Consider the following 19,441-nt stretch of genomic DNA (forward strand, 5'->3'; position numbering starts at 1 on the left):
GAAGGCCCGGCGAGGCCCCGGGCCCCGGGAATCCCTGGGGCGCCACGGCGTTGAACCAAGGTGTGAGCACCGTGATCGAATCGACCCGTTTCTCCGTCCTGGACCGCTCCCGCACCCGCGAGGGCCACTCCGATCAGGACGCGCTGCGCGACACCGTTTCCCTGGCCCAGGACCTGGAGCGCCTCGGGTACCACCGCCTGTGGGTCTCTGAACACCACGGTGTGCCGGGCGTCGCCGGTTCCGCGCCGACCGTGCTCGCGGCGGCCGTCGCGGCGGCGACCCGCACCATCCGTGTCGGCACCGGCGGCGTGATGCTGCCCAACCACCAGCCGCTGGTCGTGGCCGAGCAGTTCGGCGTTCTGGAGTCGCTGTTCCCCGGCCGGATCGACATGGGGCTCGGCCGCTCGGTCGGGTTCACCGGCGGGGTCCGCAAGGCACTCGGCCGGGACAAGGACGATGCCGACGACTTCGCGGCGCAGCTCGACGAACTCCTGGCGTTCTTCACCGGCACGTCGGCCACGCGCGTGCACGCCCGCCCCAGCGAGGGCCTGGCCGTCCCGCCGTTCGTGCTCGCGATGGGCGAGGGCGCCTCGATCGCCGCCCACGCCGGTCTGCCGATGGTGATCGGCGACCTCCGCTCCCGCGAGAAGATGCTGCGCGGCATCGACCGCTACCGCGCCGAGTTCCGCCCCTCGCCCTGGGCCGCGGAGCCGTACGTCGTGATCTCGGGGACGGTCGCCGTGGCGGGCAGCGAGCCGGAGGCGCGCCGGATCCTCGCCCCCGAGGCCTGGTCGATGGCGCACTCGCGCACGCACGGCACCTTCCCGCCGCTGCCGCCCGTCGAGCGCATCGCGGGCTTCGACATGACCGAGAAGGAGCGGGAGCTGTACGAGTCCGGGCTGCGCGGCCACATCGTGGGCACGGAGCAGCAGGTCACCGACGAGCTGGAAACGGTGATCAAGGAGAGCGGGGCGCAGGAGGTGCTGGTGACGACCAGTACGTACGACCGTGAGGCCCTGCTGGAGTCGTTCCGCCGCCTGGCCAGGATCGCGCGTCTGACGCCCCGCTAGGCGGCCGGTTCCTGGGCCCCCTGTTTCACGCCCAGGCCGTGCAGCAGCATCGGCAGTGACGCGTGCAGTTCGCGCTGCCAGTACGGCCAGGTATGGGTGCCGGGGCCGTAGAAGTTGGTGGTGAGGTGCTTGGCGCCCGCCTTCCTCAACTGGGCGGCCAGGGCGTGGTTCTGGCGGTTGAAGTCGGCCTCCAGGGCGTTCGTCGCGCCGGGCGGGTCCAGTGGGCCCGCGGTGCCGTCGCCGCAGGAGAGGTACACGGGGAGCGACTTGAGGCGCTTGGCCAAGTAGTACGGGTCGTGGGCCGCCCAGATGCCGCGCTCAGCGACGGGGTCGCCCCAGACGCGCAGGGGGTCGTTGCCCTGGCCCGCGAAGAAGCCCAAGATGCGGTTCGTCGACTCGTCGTTCAGGAGCGGGTGCGCGGAGCCGGAGTAGGCCGCGGCCGCCTTGAACATCCCCGGGTGCCGGGCCGCGTACAGGAGCGCGCCCTGGCCGCCCATCGAGAGGCCCGCGACGACGCGGCGGGAGCCCGCGCCCCAGTCGCTCTCCAGGAGGCGGCGCAGATCGCGGGTGTGGAAGGTGTCCCAGGCCGGGTCGCCGCCCTCGCCGTAATTCCACCAGTCGCTGTACCAGCCGTTCCAGCCGGCCTCGGGCATCACCACGAGGACGTCGCGCAGGCTCTCGACGGAGGCGACGTCCGTCATGTTCGTCCAGGACGTGTAGTCGCCGCAGCAGCCGTGCAACAGCCACACCGTGGGCCAGTGCTTGGTGCGGTCACCCGGATTCCAGCCTTCGGGGGTGAGGAGGCGGACCTTGACCGTGCGCCCACCCAGGGCCGACGCGCGGACGGAGAGGTCCACCTGACGGTCGGCGACCTGGGTGACGTCGACGACCTCGGCGGCGGGCCGCGACTTCGTGGCGGCGAGGGCGGGCGGGGCCGAGCCCAGGGTGAGCAGCAGGGCGGCCAGGACGAGCAACAGGTGTCTGGTGCGGCGGGTCAGGGCGGCGGTCATGGCGGCTCCCTCGAATCGTCCGGCGCGTGCGTCAACTTGCGTCAACTTGTGTCAGTGGGTATCCGTGTGTGTATCCGGGGCGTCCGCTCGCGTCAGTGGGGGTCGGGGAGCACCAACAGGGCGTCCCCGACCGGGCGTTCACCGGTCGCGTCGGACGGGTCGTTGATCACCTGGTCGTCGACGACCATCGTGGTCGAGCCGCCGCCGTCGAGGTTGATGGCGTCCCGCAGGCCGAGGGACCCCGCGACATCGGCGCTCTCGTTGATGCTCAGGCCGAGGGATCCGGTGCTCCGGCCGTCGGCGGTGACGAGCACGGTGCGGCCTTCGGCGTCCGTGCCGGCGAGGGTGCGCGGGTTCCGCTTGTGCACCCAGCCGTAGTAGAAGCTCGGGTTGCCGGGCTGCACCATGCCGTCGGCGGCCGGGGTGACGTGGCGGCGGCCGTCGTGGACGAGTTCGGGTCCGCCGTTGAGGATGCTGGTCGAGCGGGAAGCGGTGACGTCGCGCCCCTTGGTGTCCTTCAACCCGCTCTGGATACGGAGGGGTTGACCCCTTTTGGCGAGGGCTGCCAGCTGCGGCGCGTACGCACCCGTGGCCTGGACGCTGCGGCCTCCGGCGGGCAGGGTGCCGCCGCGCGGCGAGCGCACCTCGACGACGCGGCCGGTCCGGTCCAGGACGGCCTCGGCGCCGTCGCCCTTCGGGGTCTGCTTGCCGAACTCCGGAGTGAACGCGACGAGTTCGTCGGGGTCGGTGCAAGTGGTGTCGTGCAGCGGACGGGCGGTCGGGGTGTCGTCGGCGGTGCCGCCGCAGTTGCGGATCAGGCCGGGGACGCGGTCGATGCCGTCGAGCGGCAGTGTCGCCCCGCCGGCGCGGACGCTCCCCCGCCAGGTGAACCGCTCCACCTCGGTGCCGCGCGCGGAGTCGTGGACGACGAGGCCGGGCCTGCCGTTGACCGCCTCGCTCAGCAGACGCCCGTTGTAGACGCCGACGCCTGCCGGGTCGCCGGGGGCGCCCGCCTTGGGGTCGAGGACGAAGAAGCCCGCGTTGACCCCGGCCGTCGCGCTCTTAGCGGCGGCGAGCGCGCTGGTGGTCTCGCGGTTCTCCAGGTCCGGGCCGTACGACGCCTTGAGGTCGCCGTGGAACTTCTTCGGGTCGATGGTCAGGACGTCGACGCGCCAGGGGCCGCGGTCCCCCGCGTCCCCGTCCCAGCCGGTGTACCAGGCAGATCCGGTGTATCCGGCGGCGCGCAGCCGGGTGCGTTCGGCGGTCGCGGCGGCCTCGGTCGGGAAGGTGCCGACACGGACCCGCCAGCCGAGCGTGCCGCCCGCGTAGTCGGCGGTCGCCGCGGTGGTGACCTTCTCGGAGCGGGCGTCGAACCCCTTCGCGCGCAGGCCCGACGCCAGTTCGGCGGCGCTGGCCTCGTCCTTCAGCGCGGTCGGCGGCGCGTCCGGGTCGGGCGATCCCGCGCCGCCCGGGATGGAGACCTCCACGGTCCACGCCATGGCCGGGGCGTCGGCGCCGCGCACGATCCGGGTGAGCGTCACGCCCGGCTGAAGTTCTCGCGTCGTCCGCGTCTCGGACAGGTCGGCGGCGCCGAGCGGCAGGCCGCCGTGGCGAGGCCCGGAGGAGGCGGGGACTGGTGACGACGTGGCCGGTGCGGTCGCCGCACCCACGAGGGCGAGAGCGCACAACGCCGCGCCCACGCCGAAAAGTCTGCCGCTCACAAGCCCCCCACTCACTGCCCGACTGACGACCTCCGTAACGGTGCGTGAGCCCGTGACCACCAGTCAAGGCATGTGCACATCATTCATCGGGCGTTCTCCGTGCCGCCGCCACCGCCTCATGGGTGGATCATGGAGTACGACAGTCGAAGCAGCCGCCCGGGAGCCCGCCCCATGCACCACCCCACCTCGCCCGATCCCCGCCACGACGGTCTCGTGCGGGTGCGCGGCGCCCGCGAGCACAACCTCAAGGGCGTCGACGTGGACATCCCCCGGGACGTCCTCGCGGTCTTCACGGGGGTGTCCGGCTCGGGCAAGTCGTCGCTCGCCTTCGGCACGATCTACGCGGAGGCGCAGCGCCGCTACTTCGAGTCGGTCGCCCCGTACGCGCGCCGGCTGATCCATCAGGTCGGCGCGCCGAAGGTCGGCGAGATCAGCGGTCTGCCGCCCGCGGTGTCGCTGCAGCAGAGCCGTTCGGCGCCGACGTCCCGCTCCTCGGTCGGCACGGTCACGACGCTGTCGAACTCGCTGCGGATGCTGTTCTCGCGGGCCGGTACGTATCCGGAGGGCGCGGAACGCCTCGATTCGGACGCGTTCTCGTCCAACACGGCGGCCGGGGCGTGCCCTTCGTGCCACGGCCTCGGACAAGTGCACCGCACCACCGAGGAACTGCTGGTGCCCGACCCCTCGCTGTCGATCCGCGAGGGCGCCATCGCGGCGTGGCCGGGGGCCTGGCAGGGCAAGAACCTGCGCGACGTCCTCGACGCGCTGGGTTACGACGTCGACCGTCCGTGGCGGGAGCTGGCGCGGGCGGACCGGGACTGGATCCTGTTCACGGACGAGCAGCCGGTGGTGACCGTGCACCCGGTGCGGGACGCGGGCCGCATCCACCGCCCGTACCAGGGCACGTACATGAGCGCGAACCGGTACGTGCTCAAGACCTTCTCGGACTCCAAGAGCCAGTCGCTGCGCGCGAAGGCGGAGCGGTTCCTGGAGAGCACGCCGTGTCCTGTCTGCGGCGGCGCCCGGCTGCGCGCGGAGTCGCTGGCCGTCACCTTCGCGGGCCGTACGATCGCCGATCTCGCCGGTGTCCCGCTGGCGGACCTCGCCGAGCTGCTTGCCACCGAGGGCGACACGTCCGAGACGGCGCGCGTGCTCACCGAGGATCTGCGGGCCCGCATCGCCACGGTCACCGAGCTCGGTCTCGGCTATCTCAGCCTCGACCGTCCGACGCCCTCCCTGTCGGCGGGCGAGCTCCAACGGCTGCGCCTGGCAACGCAGTTGAGGTCGGGGCTCTTCGGTGTCGTATACGTCCTTGACGAGCCGTCGGCCGGCCTCCACCCCGCCGACACCGAGTCGCTCCTCACCGTCCTCGACCGGTTGAAGGCGTCGGGCAACTCCGTCTTCGTGGTCGAGCACCACTTGGACGTCATGCGGCACGCCGACTGGCTGGTCGACGTGGGCCCGCGGGCCGGGGAGCACGGCGGGCTCGTGCTGCACAGCGGACCGGTGGACGGACTGCGCGAGGTCACGGACTCGGCGACGGCCCGCTACCTCTTCGCCGGGGAACCGGCCACCGGACGCCAAGTCCGCACCCCCAAGGGCTGGTTGAAGGTCGGCCCGGTGACCCGGCACAACCTGGTCGACGTCACCGCCGAGTTCCCGCTGGGCGCCTTCACTGCCATCACGGGTGTCTCCGGTTCCGGGAAGTCGACGCTGATCGGCGAGATCACCGAGGACCTGGAGGGCGTCGGCCGGCTCGTCGTCGTGGACCAGAAGCCCATCGGCCGCACACCCCGCTCCAACCTGGCCACGTACACGGGCCTGTTCGACGTCGTACGCAAACTCTTCGCGGGGACCGACGAGGCGAAGGCGCGCGGCTACGGCGTCGGCCGCTTCTCGTTCAACGTCACCGGCGGGCGCTGCGAGACATGTCAGGGCGAGGGTTTCGTCAGCGTGGAGCTGCTGTTCCTGCCGAGTACGTACGCGCCGTGCCCGGACTGCGCGGGCGCCCGCTACAACCCGGAGACGCTCCAAGTCGCCTACCGGGGGCGGAACATCGCCGAGGTCCTCGATCTGACGGTGGAGAGCGCGGCGGAGTTCTTCCAGGAGGCGAATGACGAAGCGGCCCGTCCCGTACTGCGCAGCCTGCGCACGCTGCTCGACGTCGGCCTCGGCTATCTGCGGCTCGGGCAGCCGGCCACCGAGCTGTCGGGCGGCGAGGCCCAACGCATCAAGCTGGCCAGCGAGTTGCAGCGGGTGCGGCGCGGGCACACCCTGTACCTCCTCGACGAGCCGACGACCGGCCTGCACCCGGCCGATGTGGAGGTGCTGCTGCGGCAGCTGAACGGTCTCGTCGACGCCGGGCACTCCGTGGTCGTGGTCGAGCACGACATGGCGGTGGTCGCCGGGGCGGACTGGGTGATCGACATGGGGCCCGGAGGCGGGGCCGAGGGCGGGCGCGTCGTGGCCGCGGGGACGCCTGCGGGCGTGGCCGCCGATCCGGTGAGCAGGACCGCTCCGTACCTGAAGAGGAGTGTGCCGGAAACGCGATGACGGGACCGGAGGTTGAGCACCACGCCGGTCCCGCCCACCCCGCGCTCTTCGCGGGACGCCTGTCGCGCTTGCCTGATCAGCGGACGATCAGCGGCTGACCTTGCGGTTCGCGCGCAGCCACTCCTTGTTCATGCTGGTGATGGAGAACAGCGGGATGCCCTTCGGGCAGGCCGTCGCGCACTCGCCGGTGAGCGTGCAGCCGCCGAAGCCCTCCTCGTCCATCTGACCCACCATGTCGAGGACGCGGGTCTCGCGCTCGGGTGCGCCCTGCGGCAGGACGTTGAGGTGGTTGATCTTTGCCGAGGTGAACAGCATCGCCGCGCCGTTAGGGCAGGCGGCCACACAGGCTCCGCAGCCGATGCACTCGGCGTGCTCGAAGGAGAAGTCCGCGTCCGGCTTGGGGACCGGGGTGCTGTGCGCCTCGGGGGCGGCGCCCGTGGGGGCCGTGATGTAGCCGCCGGCCTGGATGATCCGGTCGAAGGCCGAGCGGTCCACGACCAGGTCCTTCACGACCGGGAAGGCGGAGGCGCGCCACGGCTCGATGTCGATCGTGTCGCCGTCCTTGAAGGACCGCATGTGCAGCTGACAGGTGGTGGTGCGCTCCGGGCCGTGCGCGTCGCCGTTGATGACGAGCGAGCAGGCGCCGCAGATGCCCTCGCGACAGTCGTGGTCGAAGGCGACCGGGTCCTCGCCCTTGAGGATGAGCTCCTCGTTGAGCGTGTCGAGCATCTCCAGGAACGACATGTCCTGCGAGATTCCGTCCACGTCGTAGGTGGACATGTGGCCTTCGGCGTCGGCGTTCTTCTGGCGCCAGACGCGCAGGGTGAGCTTCATGCGTAGCTCCGCTGAGTGGGGTGGACGTACTCGAAGACCAGGTCTTCCTTGTGCAGGGTGGGGGCCGCGCCGGTGCCGGTGAACTCCCAGGCGGCCGCGTAGGAGAAGTCCTCGTCCCTGCGCTCGGCCTCGCCGTCGGGGGTCTGCGACTCCTCGCGGAAGTGCCCGCCGCAGGACTCGGCGCGGTGCAGTGCGTCGAGGCACATCAGCTCGGCGAGCTCGATGTAGTCGATGATGCGGTTGGCCTTCTCCAGGGACTGGTTGAACTCCTCGCCGGTGCCGGGGACCTTGATGCGGCGCCAGAACTCCTCGCGGATCTGCGGGATCCGGTCGAGCGCCTTGCGCAGCCCCGCATCGGTGCGGGCCATGCCGCAGAACTCCCACATGAGCTCGCCGAGTTCGCGGTGGAAGGAGTCGGGCGTGCGGTCGCCGTCGACCGCGAGCAGCTTCGCGAGCCGCTCCTCGGTCTCGCGCACGACCTCGACGGTGGCCGGGTGTTCGGCGTTCACCTCGTCCTTGTGCGGGTGCTTGGCGAGGTAGTCGTTGATGGTGGCCGGGAGGACGAAGTAGCCGTCCGCGAGGCCCTGCATCAGCGCGGAGGCGCCGAGCCGGTTGGCGCCGTGGTCGGAGAAGTTGGCCTCACCGATGGCGAACAGGCCGGGGATGGTGGTCTGGAGGTCGTAGTCGACCCAGAGGCCGCCCATCGTGTAGTGCACGGCGGGGTAGATCCGCATCGGCGTCTTGTACGGGTCCTCGTCGGTGATCCGCGCGTACATGTCGAAGAGGTTGCCGTACTTGGCCTCGACGGCCTTCTTCCCCATGCGCTTGATGGCGTCGGCGAAGTCGAGGTACACACCCTGGCCGCCGGGGCCCACTCCCCTGCCCTCGTCGCACACGTTCTTCGCGGCGCGGGAGGCGATGTCTCGGGGCACGAGGTTGCCGAACGCCGGGTAGATGCGCTCCAGGTAGTAGTCGCGCTCGTCCTCGGGGATCTTGTTCGCCGGGCGGTCGTCGCCCTTGGCCTTCGGCACCCAGATCCGGCCGTCGTTGCGCAGCGACTCCGACATCAGCGTCAGCTTCGACTGGTGGTCGCCGGTGCGCGGGATGCACGTGGGGTGGATCTGCGTGAAGCACGGGTTGGCGAAGTAGGCGCCGCGCCGGTGGGCGCGCCAGATCGCGGTCGCGTTGGAGTTCATGGCGTTCGTCGACAGGTAGAAGACGTTGCCGTAGCCGCCGGATGCGAGCACGACGGCGTCCGCGAAGTACGTCTCGATCTTGCCGGTGATGAGGTCGCGGGCGACGATGCCGCGGGCCTTGCCGTCCACGATGACGAGGTCGAGCATCTCGGTGCGCGGGTGCAACTCGATGTTCCCGGCGGCGACTTGGCGGCTGAGCGCCTGGTAGGCGCCGAGCAGCAGCTGCTGGCCCGTCTGGCCGCGGGCGTAGAACGTACGGGACACCTGCACACCGCCGAAGGAGCGGGTGTCGAGGAGGCCGCCGTACTCGCGGGCGAACGGCACACCCTGCGCGACGCACTGGTCGATGATCTCGACGGAGATCTGCGCGAGGCGGTGCACGTTCGACTCGCGGGCGCGGAAGTCGCCGCCCTTGACGGTGTCGTAGAAGAGGCGGTGCACCGAGTCGCCGTCGTTGCGGTAGTTCTTCGCGGCGTTGATACCACCCTGCGCGGCGATCGAGTGGGCGCGGCGCGGCGAGTCCTGGTAGCAGAACTGGACGACGTGGTAGCCCTGTTCGGCGAGGGTGGCACCGGCGGAACCGCCCGCGAGGCCCGTGCCCACGACGATGACGGTGTGCTTGCGGCGGTTGGCCGGGTTGACCAGCTTGGCCTCGAAGCGGCGGGTGTCCCAGCGCTCGTTGACGGGGCCTTGCGGGGCCTTGGTGTCGACGACCGGTTCGCCGGTTGCGTAGTCCGCGTATTCCCTGGACGTGGTCATGTTCTTCAGCTCACCAATCCGGTCATGACGCCCACGGGCACGGCGATGAAGCCGAGCGTGAGCACTACGGCGAGTACGTTGCCGACGGTCTTCAGCACGCGGTCGCGGGTGCGGCTGCCGACGCCGAGGGTCTGCGCGGCGCTCCAGAACCCGTGCTGGATGTGGAAGCCGAGGGCGAGCATCGCGACGATGTAGATGACGTTGCTGTACCAGGTCGAGAACGTGTCGATGATGTTCTGGTACGGGCGCAGGTGCTCGTAGCCGCCGGGGTGCACCGTGCCGGTCGTCAGGTCGAGGATGTGCCAGACGATGAACAGGGCGAGGATGATGCCGCCCCAGCGCATGGTCCGCGTGGCGTAGTCCGAACGCGGCTTCTTGTGCACGTACTTGCTGGGGCGCGCCTTGATGCCGCGCCGGCTCAGCTGGTACGCGGACGTGGCGTGCGCGACGACGGCGACGACCAGCACGACCCGGACGATCCACAGGCCCCACTCGTAGTGGAGGACCGGCTCGCCCATGGTCCGCAGCCAGTGGGCGTAGTGGTTGATCTCCGGAGGGCCGAAGAAGATCTTGAGGTTCCCGATCATGTGGGCGACCAGGTAGAGCAGCATGACGAGGCCGCTCACCGCCATCACGGTCTTCTTCCCGACGGAGCTGTCCCAGACAGTGCGTGCCATGGACGGCCGTCGGTCCGTCCTCGTTGCCAGAGCCATGGGTCAAGACGCTAGAGCCCAAGGGCCCGATCGGTCCAAGACATGGACCACCTCATTTCGATAGGCATTCGCTATCGAGGGAACTATGCTGGCCGGTATGCAGTTCCAGCAGCTCCAGTACTTCGTCGCGGTCGCGGAGACCCGGCACTTCACGCGCGCCGCCGAGCTGGTGCATGTCGCCCAGCCGTCGCTGTCCCAGCAGATCCGGGCGCTCGAGCGGGAGCTGGGGGTCGACCTCTTCCTGCGGGCCCGCGGCAACATCTCGCTGACCGACGCCGGGGAGGCGCTCCTGCCGCTCGCCCGCAGGATCCTCGCCGACGCGGACACGGCGCGGCACGAGGTGCAGGAGCTGGCGCAGCTCAAGCGGGGCCGGGTGCGGCTCGGCGCGACGCCTTCGCTGTGCACGGGGCTGCTGCCGGACGTGCTGCGGTCCTTCCACGACCGGTATCCGGGGATCCAGCTGCTGATCGAGGAGGGCGGCTCCCACGACCTCGTACGAGAACTCGCGCGCGGCGCCCTCGACCTCGCGCTCGTCGTGCTCCCGCTGCCGGCGCCCGCGCCCGCCCTGACGACGGTGGAGCTGCTGCGCGAGGAGCTGGTGGTGGTGTCGTCCCAGGACGCGCCCGCGCCGGGGCGGGGCCGCAAGTCCGTGCGGATCTCCGACCTGGAGGGCGAGCGGCTCGTCATGTTCCGGCACGGGTACGACCTGCGGGAGCTGACCGTCGCCGCGTGCCGGGGCGAGGGGTTCGAGCCGGACTTCGCGGTGGAGGGCGGCGAGATGGACGCGGTCCTCGGGTTCGTACGGGCCGGGCTCGGGGTGGCGGTGGTGCCGTGGATGGTGGCGCACCGGGCCGGGGCGGATCTACGGGTGACGCCGCTGGCCAAGCCGGGACTGAGCCGCACGATTGCGCTCGCGCACCGGTCGGATGTGGCCCCGCCACGCGCTGCGCGTGAGCTTCAGCGGATGCTCTTGGAGGGGCGGGAGTGATGGGTGCGGTCACCCGGCGCACGGTCGCGGGGCGCTGCCCCGGACCCCGCGCCTCAATCGCCGGCGGGGCTTGATTTGCCCGGCGCCACTTGGATGTGCCCGCGGGGCTTGATGCGGCTGGGCCTGATTTGCCCGGGCTTGATTATCCCGTCGCGTCCGCCAACGCCAGTTCGTGGAGGCGGTCCGGCGGGCCCGGGCGGGCGTAGTACCAGCCCTGTGCGGTGTCGCAGTTGAGGTGCCGGAGCTGTTCGGCCTGCGCACCGGTCTCCACGCCCTCGACGGTGACCGAGAGGTCCAGGCTGTGGGCGAGCGAGACGATGCCCTCGACGATCTTCAGGTCGACGGGGTCCGCGGGGAACTGCTGCATGCCCTGCGTGAAGGAGCGGTCCAGCTTGAGGACGTTCACGGGCAGCCGGCGCAGGTTGGCCAGGTTCGAGTAGCCGGTGCCGAAGTCGTCGAGGGCGATGTCGACGCCCATTTCGGAGAGCCGTCGCAGCGGCTTCAGGAGGTCGTCGTCCGCGCCGATGAGCGCCGACTCCGTCACCTCCAGGCACAGCGCGTCCGGTTCGAGGCCGAAGCGCTCCAGGATGTCGACGGTGTCCGTCACCAGTCCGGGGTGGGTCAGCTGCATCGGGGACAGGTTGACGTTGATGCGGAACGGGCCCGCCTCCTCGTACCGGTCCTGCCACACCCGCGCCTGCCGGACCGATTCCTCGAGGACCCAGCGACCGAGCGGCACGATCAGTCCCGTGTGCTCGGCGAGCGGGATGAAGCGGTCGGGGCCGAGCACGCCGTGCTGCGGATGCAGCCAGCGGACCAGGGCCTCCGCGCCGCGCACGCTGCCGTCGCCGAGGTGCACCAAGGGCTGGTACTCGATGAAGAACTCGCCGCGGTCCAGGGCGGCGGGCAGCGCCGTCGTCAGGCCGTGCCGCGTGATCGCCCGGGCGTCGGCCTCGGGGTCGGCCAGCTCGTAACGGTTGCCGCCCGCGGACTTGGCCCGGTACATCGTGATGTCGGCGCTGCGCAGCACCTCGGCGGGGCTGCGCTCGGCGGCCGGACCTTCGACGATGCCGACGGAGCCGCGCACGGTCAGCTCTCGGCCGTCGATGCGGATGGGCGTGGCCAGGGCGTGCATGATGCGTCCTGCCAGCTCGTCGACCTCGGCCTGGGTGTCCTTGCCGGTGGTCAGCGCCACGAACTCGTCGCCGCCGAGCCGCGCGACCATCTCGCCGGGCGCGGTGGCGCAGGCCTGGAGGCGGTCCGCGACCTCGACGAGGAGCCGGTCGCCCGCCGCGTGGCCGAGGCTGTCGTTGATGGTCTTGAAGCCGTCGAGGTCGAGATAGCAGAGGCCGAAGCGCATGCCGTTGCCCGCGCTGAGCACCTTCTCCAGGCGCTCGAAGAACAGGGTGCGGTTGGGGAGTCCGGTGAGCGCGTCATGGGTGGCTTCGTAGCGCAGCCGCAGGTTCAGCAGCCGGCGCTCGGTCACGTCCTCCATGAGCGCCAGCTGGTACTGGGGGGCGCCGTCCGCGTCGCGCAGCAGGGAGACCGTCAGGTTCGTCCACAGGGCGGTGCCGTCCGGGCGCGAGTAGGCCTTCTCCACCCGATAGTGCTCGCGGTCCCCCTGCACCAGCTCGTGGTACATGCGCCAGATGTGCGGGGCGTCCTCGGGGTGGGTCAGTTCGTGGGCCTTGCGCTTGAGCAGCTGCTGCCTGCTGCCGCCGAACATCCGCACCATCGTCTCGTTGACCTCGAGGATGGTGCCGTCGAGGTCGGCGATCCCGATGCCGATCGCGGCGCCGTGGAACACCGCGCGGAACTTGGCCTCGCTCGCGTGCAGGGCCTCGGCGACGGCGCTGCGGGCGTCGAGCGCGGCGCGCGATATGGCCTCCTGTTCGCTGCGGGTGCGCTCCCGCAGCGCGGCCGCGAACCCGGCGGCCATCGCGTGCTGGATGCGGGCGCAGCGCGAGCGCAGTTCCTCCGCGCGCTCCGCGGAGGGCGCCTCTTCGCCGCAGTGCCGGACGAGATGCGTCTCCACCACGTCGAGGGTCTGGGTGAGCGCCTCGGGGTCGGTGCAGTGGGCGTCGACCAGGGCCGCGCCGACGGCCTGCGCCGCTGCGCCGTCCAGGGTCCGCGCGGCGAGCGCCGTGCGCAGCCGGCGCACGAGAGGCACGAGTTCCGCCTCGAACTCGTGCCGGGTCAGCGAGGTCGCCGTGACCGGGAAGATCGCCCGGCTCCAGATCATGGCGAACTCGCGGGCTCTGTCTTCGGGACCGCCCGACGCATCACCACCGATGCCGTCGTCGGTCCGTGCCGACCTGCCCGCCCGGCCGGCTTTTCCGGCCTGAGGTCCGGGGTTCGTGCCCCGGGAGGATGCAGCAGTCACGCCTTGCGCCCCACTCCCACATAGCCCGCGTACGTATACGGGTCCTCGTCCTCCGGGGCGGTGTCGGGCCGCCACACCGGCATCGCCACGATGCCCGGTGCGACCACCTCGTACCCCTTGAAGAACCGTTTGATCTCGTCGCGGTTCCGCATGATCAGCGGATTGCGGACATCGTTTCGATAGACGTCGACCATCCCGTCCGCCCGCTCCGTCTCTATGGGCATGCCCTCATTGGAGGCATGCGTCACAATGAGCAGGCTGCCGGGTGCGAGCGCCTCACTGAGTTCGGCCACGGCCGCGTACGGGTCGTCGGCCTCCTCGATGAAGTGCAGTACGGCGACGAGGAGCAGGGCCACCGGCCGCTCCAGGTCGAGGAGTTCGGCGACTTCGGGGCTCTCCAGGATCTCCCGCGGCTTACGAAGGTCGGCCGTGACGACTCCGGTGTGCGGGACATCCTCGAGGACCGCCTTGCTGTGCGCGACGGCGACCGGGTCGTGGTCGACGTACACCACGCGCGCCCCGGGGCTCGCCTGCTGGGCCACCTCGTGCACATTGCCGAACGTCGGGATGCCGGAGCCGATGTCGAGGAACTGCGTGATGCCCTGCTCGGCGGCGTACCGCACGGCCCGGCGCATGAACGCCCGGTTCGCCTGCATGATCTTCGGCAGCCCCGGCAGGAACTCCATGGCCTTGCGGGCGGCCTCCCGGTCGACCTCGAAGTTGTGCGAACCGCCCAGGTAGAAATCGTAGATTCGGGACACACTGGGCACCGAGATGTCGATGCCCCGTGGGGCCCAGGCGGGACGCTGCATCAAGGTCTCCATGGCGTAGGCGTGCCGGTGTTCGAGCAGAGGCTACTGATCCACCGCCAATGGAGCGAGTCAAAACGGAAATTGACCGTCCGTTCCCGGTCACTGCCTCCGTCACGTGCCAATCGGCAACGATCCGAAACCATCCCGAAACCTTCTCTTTCCTCGACGAAAAGAACCGGCCCGCTCCCTCCACACGGCCTGACCTGGCCATGCGGGGAACGGACCGGCAACGAGCCAATTCCGTTGACGACTCTACTGTGAGCGCCTCACCGAACGCACTTGACCCTCCTGGTTGTTACTTGGGAGCGCCCACCGGCTTTCCATTCGGAGCCGCCGCGTACCAAGTACCTCCTACGCCCTGGCCGTTCGTGTCACCTGGCTTTTTGTCGCCCGAGAAGGTGTAGACGGGCCAGCAGTTCAAGGTCTGCTGCTTGGTTCCGTCGGGCCTTGTGAAGGTCATGTAGCCCTTCAGTGGAATGTTCTGCGTGTCGTTCTTCGCAACCGGAGCGAGAGCCGGCCACTTCTCGGCGCAGGCACCGACGCAGTTCGACTTGATGGGCCAGGCCGAGTCCTTGAGGAAGCGGTAGACCGTCATGCCGTTCTTGTCGACGACGACCTCACCGAGCTTCGGGTCGTTGCGCGTGGACAGGCCCTCGAGGTCCGCGGGCTGGGCCCCGGCCTCCTGCTCCGCCTTCTTGTTGGCCTTCTTGCCGTCGGGGGCCGCGGCCCACCAAGTGCCGCCCACGCCCTGGCCCTTGACGTCACCTGCCTTCTTGTCCATCGCGTAGTGGTACATGGGCCAGCCGTCGACCGTCAGCTGCTTCGTGCCGTCGGCGGCAGTCACCTCGCCGAGCAGCGAGGCGTCGACCCCGGGCGCGGCCTTGGCGCCGCTCGCCGGCACCGCCGGCCACGCCTTCAGGCACGCCGCGTCGCAGTTCGACTTGGGCGGCTCGGCGGTGTCCTTGTCGAAGCGGTACAGGGTCATCCCGTCGCTGTCGGTGAGCACCTTGCCGAGTTCCTTGCTGTCCCACGAGGCCAGCTGGCCCGCGGACTTGGCCTTGGCGGCGCTCTTGTCGGTGGTGCCGGACGAGCCGTAGCCGTCGGACGATCCGTAGCCGCCCTGCGCATCGGCCGCGCTGCCCACGTTCTGGCCCGTGTCCGCCTGGTCGCCCTGGTCCTGACCGCACGCCGTCGTCAGCGCCAGCAGGGCCGCAGCTGTCGCTACGAGCGAGGCGCTCCGCCAGGAGGTCTTCATCTCAACTCCCGCACATTGCTTGGGTGTTGTGCGAGCCCGGGTGGGTCGCACATGGCCCTAGGTACGCGCGGCGGTGACGGCTGTGTTCAATGCGGGGGAAGATTTCTTCGGGTGCGGCAGAGGCATGTGCCCCGGGGCGCGGTTTCGGTAGCAGGCCCGCGCACGCCCGCAAACCCGAATGCTCCCGCGCCCCACCATCGGGGCATTCCGGGTCCGGGTCGGCGTGCCGGGGCCCGCCGCTGCTCAGGATCATGGTCGTGCATCGAACCAAGCGCTCCGGGTCAGCCCTGGTCACCCGCGTCGTCGCGGTGCTCGCCACCGCCTGGCTGTGCGGTGCGCCGAGCGCGGCGGCCGCCGCCGCACCGATCGCCGTCCCTGCCGACGCTTGCGCGTACGCCTCCGTGGACGGCGGCTCGTCGGGCGACGCGGTGGCGGTCTCCGGCAGCGGTGTCATCTGCCGTGCGGGCCCCAGCACTCCCCCGCCGAAGAAGCCGGCCCCCAAGCCTCCGCCTCCCAAGCCGGCACCCCCACCGCCTCCACCACCACCGCCGCCTCCGCCACCTCCACCTCCGCCGACACCGACCCCGACGCCTCCCCCGCCTCCGCCTCCGGCGCCCGAACCGCCCCCGAAACCAAAGCCGAAGCCGACCCCGACCCATACGAAGCCGCCGCCAAGACCGAAGCCGGTGCACTACCCGGCCTACCGCCCCACCGCCCACCGCGCCCCACCGCGCGGCGGCCCGTCCCTGGTCACGCTCACCCTGCTCATCACGGCGCCCGCGGTGCTCGCCGTCGCCGCGCTGCGCCCCCGCTGAACTCGTTGAACCTTTGTGGAGCTGTCGATGTCGGAATGGCTTGTTCTCGTCCTCGCGATGCTCGCGGTCTGCGGTGTCGTCCTCGTCGTCCAGGTCCTGCAACAGCGCAGGATCGGCGATGACGACGACCCGTCCGAGACTCCCGACGTCATCGAGTACATGACGATGATGATCGGCGTGGTCTACGCGATCGTCCTCGGCCTCGCCATCGCGGGCGTCTGGGAGGGCCGCAGCGCCGCCGAGGACCATGTACGCAGTGAGGCGCAGGCGCTGCACGAGATCCATGAACGCGTCCGGGTCTATCCGGCGGAGGTACGGGACGACATTCGCGCGGATGTCGACAGGTATGTCAGCCATGTCGTCGGCACCGAGTGGGACTCGATGCGCAACAAGGGCGAGCTGACCGCCAAGGGCGACGCACTGCTGCAGAAGGTGCGCGAGGACGTCACGGACTTCGAGCCGAAGAACGACTTCCAGGCGCAGGCCTACCAGCCGCTGCTCGACCAGGTGACGGCCGCCGACGAGGCGCGCGGCGCCCGCGCGGACTCGACGAGCGCCACGATGCCGGGCGTCGTCTGGTTCGGTCTGGTCGTCGGCGCCCTGGTCACCATCGGCATGATCTTCGCGCTGCAGATCAGGCGCACCAAGCGCGAGCTGCTCCTCGCCGGGCTCTTCTCGTCCCTGATCGCGTTCCTGCTCTTCCTGATCTGGGACCTCGACGCGCCGTACAGCCGGGGCGTCGCGGCCACGGCGGAACCGTTCCTGATGCTGTTCCCCGGCGCGAACTGACCGGTTCCGGCTGCGGTCCGCCCCTGCGCGCCGCACGCTGTGGTGCATGACCCGATGGCACGCCCCGATCGTCGTCCACCCGCCCGCACCGGCGGGTGGCCGGCATGTCTCCGTCCGCGGCCAGGCGCTCGGCCTGGCGCACAGCGACACGGACCTGACCGAGCTGCTGCGCCGCGCCGGGTTCGGCGAGTCGGACGTGACGCTGGACGATCCGCACCTCGTGGAGTGGCGCGGTGCGGGCCCGCACGTCTGGCACACCGCCGGTCCGATCGAGCATCAGCACGGCCGGCAAGACACCTGACCGGCCCACATGTGTGCCCCGTTCGTACGACACCGATCGCGGCCGTACGGGGGTGTCCCTAGCGTTTCCGGCATCGAGGTGCCTGTCCCCTGCGCGCGGAAACGGTCCGCTGCCGCTCCTCGTGGACCCCGGAGGAACCCCATGCACGCGATACGCGCCGCATCCGCCACGGTGCTCTCTTTGGCCGCTCTGTCCCTGACCGCGCCGACGGCGCACGCCGAGGACTCCGACTCGTTCCGGCCGAGCATCTCCCCCACCACGATCGCCGCGGGGGGCAAGGTGACCCTGTCGGCCAGCGGCTGCCCCGGCGACACCAAGGTGACGGCCGGGATCTTCGACTCCGTCACGATCCCGGCCGATGAGGGCTCACGCAGCGTCCCCGTCGACTGGGACGCGAAACAGGGCGCCGCTTACACCGTGACGTTCACCTGCCCCGACAGCCAGCCCCGCAGGGTCGACCTCACCATCGCCACCGGCCGCCCCGACTCCTCCCCCAGCCCCGTCCCCCAGGGCGTCAAGGCCGGTATCGGCGGCAGTGCCGGAGGGCTCGACCTGCGGGAGGTCGCCCTCGGTGGTGCCCTGATCGCGGGCGCGCTCGGCACCGCGTACGTCGTGGCGCGCCGCCGCACCGGCGACAAGAGCGTCTGACCCGCCCCGCCGCCTCCCCATGTCGAACTGGCGCTTCACGGACGAGGAACAGCCCAGGAGGCACGCCCCGTGGGGTGTGCTCGCGCTGGTGCTGCTCACCGGGCTCGCCCTCGTCCGCAGCGGGTCCGGGGAGTTCGACGCAGGACCCCCGCAACCCGCATCCGCCGCGGCCGCCGAACGGCGCCCGCCCGAGCCGGCGCAGGCGAAGGCCGCCCGCCCGCTGCCCTTCTCGCCGGTCGACCGGGTCCGGATCCCGGCGATCCGGGTCGACGCCCCGGTGACGGAGGTCGGCCTGGACGCGGAGGGCTGGATCGACGCACCGCCGCCGAAAGAAGCCAATCTGGCCGGCTGGTTCTCGGGCGCGGCGGCGCCCGGCGAGCGGGGCACCGCCGTCGTCGTGGGCCACGTCGACAACGCGCGCGGCCCCGCCGTCTTCTACGGCCTGGGCTCGCTGCGCGCAGGCCACCACGTGGAGATCCGCCGCAAGGACGGCAGGACGGCCGTCTTCCGGGTCTACGGGGTCCAGGTGTTCGCGAAGTCCCGCTTTCCCGGCCGCAAGGTCTATCGCTCGCACAGCACACCGGAGCTGCGGCTCATCACGTGCGGCGGCCGCTTCTCGAAGCGCGACGGTTACGAGGGGAATGTCGTGGCGTTCGCGCGCCTCGTGTCGGCGCGCTGACGTCACGTCACACCCCGAAGGGGCGCGGCACCGTCATCCGGTACCCGGCGTCGAGCAGCCGCGGCAGGTAGCTGCGTACGGCGGTGAGCGTCTGGGAGCGGTCGCCGCCCGCGTCGTGGTTGAGCACGATCACGCCGGGGGCGGCCCGGTTCACGACCCGGGAGATCACCGTCGGGGCGCCGGGGTCGTCCCAGTCGAGCGAGTCCACGGTCCAGGCCAGGGGCTCCATGCCGAGTTCGGTCCCCAGCTCGAAGACGTTCCGGTTCCACGCACCGTAGGGCGCCCGGAACCAGAGCGGAGGCTCGCCGACGGTCCGCTCGATGAGTTCACAGGTGCGCTCGATCTCGGCGCGGATCCGCGTCCTGTCCAGCTTCAGGAGCAGCGGGTGCGTCCAGGTGTGGTTGCCGATGACATGTCCTTCGTCGACCATCCTGCGCAGCAGGTCGGGGCTCTCCCGCGCCCGGCCCCCGCACACGAGGAACGTCGCGCGCATGTCGTGCTCGCGCAGGATCCGCAGGATCTCGGGGGTGTACGCGGGGTCGGGGCCGTCGTCGAAGGTGAGCGCCATGGCGCGGTCGCCGGGAGCGGTGTCCAACCTCAGGATGGGCGCCTTGCGCACCTTCAGGGCCGCGCGCCGCGGACCGCCGGGTCCTGCCATCGGGCGCAGCCGGTACGTGGACGGTTCGCGCACGGGCCGGGCGGCTCCGCCCGCCGGGGCCGGGGCGGCGCCCTGCCGGTCGGGTCCCGCGCAGCCGGTGAGCGCGGCCAGGCCGACGGCGGTGAAGCCGCGCAGCAACGCGCGTCGTCCCGTGGTGTCCTGATGCTTTGTCATGATTAATGCGTGACACGGCACGCGGGCGCCGCGCACGGAACCACCGGATGGGACGCGGGAAAGCACCTGATCGGCGGCTTCTC

Annotated in this window: 17 protein-coding genes; 8 read left to right on the forward strand and 9 right to left on the reverse strand. The window is 71.0% G+C overall.

The features are described 5' to 3' along the window. Positions 1-62: 62 nt before the first annotated feature. Positions 63-1,070, forward strand: coding sequence for an MsnO8 family LLM class oxidoreductase (locus ACOKM3_RS03610; protein ID WP_426896795.1), 1,008 nt, complete (start codon positions 63-65; stop codon positions 1,068-1,070). On the opposite strand, the gene ACOKM3_RS03615 is transcribed toward ACOKM3_RS03610, so the two are convergent. After that, on the reverse strand, positions 1,067-2,080 hold the full coding sequence (locus ACOKM3_RS03615) for an alpha/beta hydrolase (protein WP_426896797.1): 1,014 nt from the start codon (positions 2,078-2,080) through the stop codon (positions 1,067-1,069). The genes ACOKM3_RS03610 and ACOKM3_RS03615 overlap by 4 nt on opposite strands. A 92-nt stretch (positions 2,081-2,172) precedes the next feature. Next, complete coding sequence (locus ACOKM3_RS03620) at positions 2,173-3,801, reverse strand: phosphodiester glycosidase family protein (RefSeq protein ID WP_426896799.1); 1,629 nt, start codon at positions 3,799-3,801, stop codon at positions 2,173-2,175. Positions 3,802-3,972: 171 nt separating this feature from the next. On the opposite strand from ACOKM3_RS03620, the gene ACOKM3_RS03625 reads away from it, so the two are divergent. Further along, on the forward strand, positions 3,973-6,354 hold the full coding sequence (locus ACOKM3_RS03625) for an ATP-binding cassette domain-containing protein (RefSeq protein WP_426896801.1): 2,382 nt from the start codon (positions 3,973-3,975) through the stop codon (positions 6,352-6,354). Positions 6,355-6,441: 87 nt separating this feature from the next. On the opposite strand, the gene ACOKM3_RS03630 is transcribed toward ACOKM3_RS03625, so the two are convergent. The 3 genes from ACOKM3_RS03630 to ACOKM3_RS03640 are packed head-to-tail and all read right to left on the reverse strand — an operon-like array spanning position 6,442 to position 9,856. Next, positions 6,442-7,188, reverse strand: a complete 747-nt coding sequence (locus tag ACOKM3_RS03630; protein ID WP_426896803.1) for a succinate dehydrogenase/fumarate reductase iron-sulfur subunit — start codon at positions 7,186-7,188, stop codon at positions 6,442-6,444. Next, positions 7,185-9,143, reverse strand: a complete 1,959-nt coding sequence (locus tag ACOKM3_RS03635; protein WP_426896805.1) for a fumarate reductase/succinate dehydrogenase flavoprotein subunit — start codon at positions 9,141-9,143, stop codon at positions 7,185-7,187. The genes ACOKM3_RS03630 and ACOKM3_RS03635 overlap by 4 nt, the downstream gene beginning before the upstream one ends. Before the next feature lie 5 nt (positions 9,144-9,148). After that, entirely contained in the window at positions 9,149-9,856 is a 708-nt protein-coding gene (locus tag ACOKM3_RS03640; protein ID WP_426896807.1) for a succinate dehydrogenase, read from the reverse strand. 97 nt (positions 9,857-9,953) lie between these two features. Between ACOKM3_RS03640 and ACOKM3_RS03645 the strand changes: the two genes are divergently transcribed. Beyond that, positions 9,954-10,844 carry a LysR family transcriptional regulator gene (locus ACOKM3_RS03645; RefSeq protein ID WP_426896809.1) on the forward strand — a complete coding sequence of 297 codons (891 nt, stop codon included), beginning with the start codon at positions 9,954-9,956 and terminating at the stop codon, positions 10,842-10,844. 142 nt (positions 10,845-10,986) lie between these two features. On the opposite strand, the gene ACOKM3_RS03650 is transcribed toward ACOKM3_RS03645, so the two are convergent. The 3 genes from ACOKM3_RS03650 to ACOKM3_RS03660 all read right to left on the reverse strand — a co-directional run bounded on the left by ACOKM3_RS03650 (position 10,987) and on the right by ACOKM3_RS03660 (position 15,294). Beyond that, positions 10,987-13,086, reverse strand: coding sequence for a putative bifunctional diguanylate cyclase/phosphodiesterase (locus ACOKM3_RS03650; RefSeq protein ID WP_426896811.1), 2,100 nt, complete (start codon positions 13,084-13,086; stop codon positions 10,987-10,989). Between the two features lie 137 nt (positions 13,087-13,223). Beyond that, positions 13,224-14,039, reverse strand: coding sequence for an SAM-dependent methyltransferase (locus ACOKM3_RS03655; protein ID WP_426896813.1), 816 nt, complete (start codon positions 14,037-14,039; stop codon positions 13,224-13,226). Between the two features lie 295 nt (positions 14,040-14,334). Beyond that, positions 14,335-15,294 (reverse strand): SCO0930 family lipoprotein, encoded by a 960-nt coding sequence (locus tag ACOKM3_RS03660; RefSeq protein WP_426896815.1) that lies wholly within the window; start codon positions 15,292-15,294, stop codon positions 14,335-14,337. Between the two features lie 251 nt (positions 15,295-15,545). Between ACOKM3_RS03660 and ACOKM3_RS03665 the strand changes: the two genes are divergently transcribed. The 5 genes from ACOKM3_RS03665 (at position 15,546) to ACOKM3_RS03685 (ending at position 18,526) form a co-directional block, all read left to right on the forward strand. Then, entirely contained in the window at positions 15,546-16,109 is a 564-nt protein-coding gene (locus ACOKM3_RS03665) for a hypothetical protein (protein WP_426896817.1), read from the forward strand. Between the two features lie 27 nt (positions 16,110-16,136). Next, complete coding sequence (locus tag ACOKM3_RS03670) at positions 16,137-16,898, forward strand: bestrophin-like domain (RefSeq protein ID WP_426896819.1); 762 nt, start codon at positions 16,137-16,139, stop codon at positions 16,896-16,898. A gap of 46 nt (positions 16,899-16,944) precedes the next feature. Then, positions 16,945-17,199 (forward strand): hypothetical protein, encoded by a 255-nt coding sequence (locus tag ACOKM3_RS03675; RefSeq protein WP_426896821.1) that lies wholly within the window; start codon positions 16,945-16,947, stop codon positions 17,197-17,199. 141 nt (positions 17,200-17,340) lie between these two features. Further along, positions 17,341-17,847 (forward strand): hypothetical protein, encoded by a 507-nt coding sequence (locus ACOKM3_RS03680; protein WP_426896823.1) that lies wholly within the window; start codon positions 17,341-17,343, stop codon positions 17,845-17,847. A 19-nt stretch (positions 17,848-17,866) separates the two neighbouring features. Then, positions 17,867-18,526, forward strand: coding sequence for a class F sortase (locus tag ACOKM3_RS03685; protein ID WP_426896825.1), 660 nt, complete (start codon positions 17,867-17,869; stop codon positions 18,524-18,526). Positions 18,527-18,533: 7 nt separating this feature from the next. Here ACOKM3_RS03685 and ACOKM3_RS03690 read toward each other — a convergent pair whose 3' ends face one another. Next, positions 18,534-19,358, reverse strand: a complete 825-nt coding sequence (locus ACOKM3_RS03690) for a polysaccharide deacetylase family protein (RefSeq protein ID WP_426896827.1) — start codon at positions 19,356-19,358, stop codon at positions 18,534-18,536. Between the last annotated feature and the right edge of the window lie 83 nt (positions 19,359-19,441).

The organism is Streptomyces nidicola (assembly GCF_050106155.1).
In the GTDB taxonomy this organism is placed as follows: domain Bacteria; phylum Actinomycetota; class Actinomycetes; order Streptomycetales; family Streptomycetaceae; genus Streptomyces.

Excerpts from the sequence above, each read along its gene's own strand:
- ACOKM3_RS03650 (WP_426896811.1), bottom strand. The coding sequence starts at position 13,086 with ATGATCTGGAGCCGGGCGATCTTCCCGGTCACGGCGACCTCGCTGACC.
- ACOKM3_RS03615 (WP_426896797.1), bottom strand. The coding sequence starts at position 2,080 with ATGACCGCCGCCCTGACCCGCCGCACCAGACACCTGTTGCTCGTCCTG.
- ACOKM3_RS03655 (WP_426896813.1), bottom strand. The coding sequence starts at position 14,039 with ATGCAGCGTCCCGCCTGGGCCCCACGGGGCATCGACATCTCGGTGCCC.
- ACOKM3_RS03685 (WP_426896825.1), top strand. The coding sequence starts at position 17,867 with ATGTCGAACTGGCGCTTCACGGACGAGGAACAGCCCAGGAGGCACGCC.
- ACOKM3_RS03625 (WP_426896801.1), top strand. The coding sequence starts at position 3,973 with ATGCACCACCCCACCTCGCCCGATCCCCGCCACGACGGTCTCGTGCGG.
- ACOKM3_RS03690 (WP_426896827.1), bottom strand. The coding sequence starts at position 19,358 with ATGACAAAGCATCAGGACACCACGGGACGACGCGCGTTGCTGCGCGGC.
- ACOKM3_RS03645 (WP_426896809.1), top strand. The coding sequence starts at position 9,954 with ATGCAGTTCCAGCAGCTCCAGTACTTCGTCGCGGTCGCGGAGACCCGG.
- ACOKM3_RS03635 (WP_426896805.1), bottom strand. The coding sequence starts at position 9,143 with ATGACCACGTCCAGGGAATACGCGGACTACGCAACCGGCGAACCGGTC.
- ACOKM3_RS03675 (WP_426896821.1), top strand. The coding sequence starts at position 16,945 with ATGACCCGATGGCACGCCCCGATCGTCGTCCACCCGCCCGCACCGGCG.
- ACOKM3_RS03660 (WP_426896815.1), bottom strand. The coding sequence starts at position 15,294 with ATGAAGACCTCCTGGCGGAGCGCCTCGCTCGTAGCGACAGCTGCGGCC.
- ACOKM3_RS03630 (WP_426896803.1), bottom strand. The coding sequence starts at position 7,188 with ATGAAGCTCACCCTGCGCGTCTGGCGCCAGAAGAACGCCGACGCCGAA.
- ACOKM3_RS03665 (WP_426896817.1), top strand. The coding sequence starts at position 15,546 with ATGGTCGTGCATCGAACCAAGCGCTCCGGGTCAGCCCTGGTCACCCGC.
- ACOKM3_RS03680 (WP_426896823.1), top strand. The coding sequence starts at position 17,341 with ATGCACGCGATACGCGCCGCATCCGCCACGGTGCTCTCTTTGGCCGCT.
- ACOKM3_RS03640 (WP_426896807.1), bottom strand. The coding sequence starts at position 9,856 with ATGGCTCTGGCAACGAGGACGGACCGACGGCCGTCCATGGCACGCACT.
- ACOKM3_RS03670 (WP_426896819.1), top strand. The coding sequence starts at position 16,137 with ATGTCGGAATGGCTTGTTCTCGTCCTCGCGATGCTCGCGGTCTGCGGT.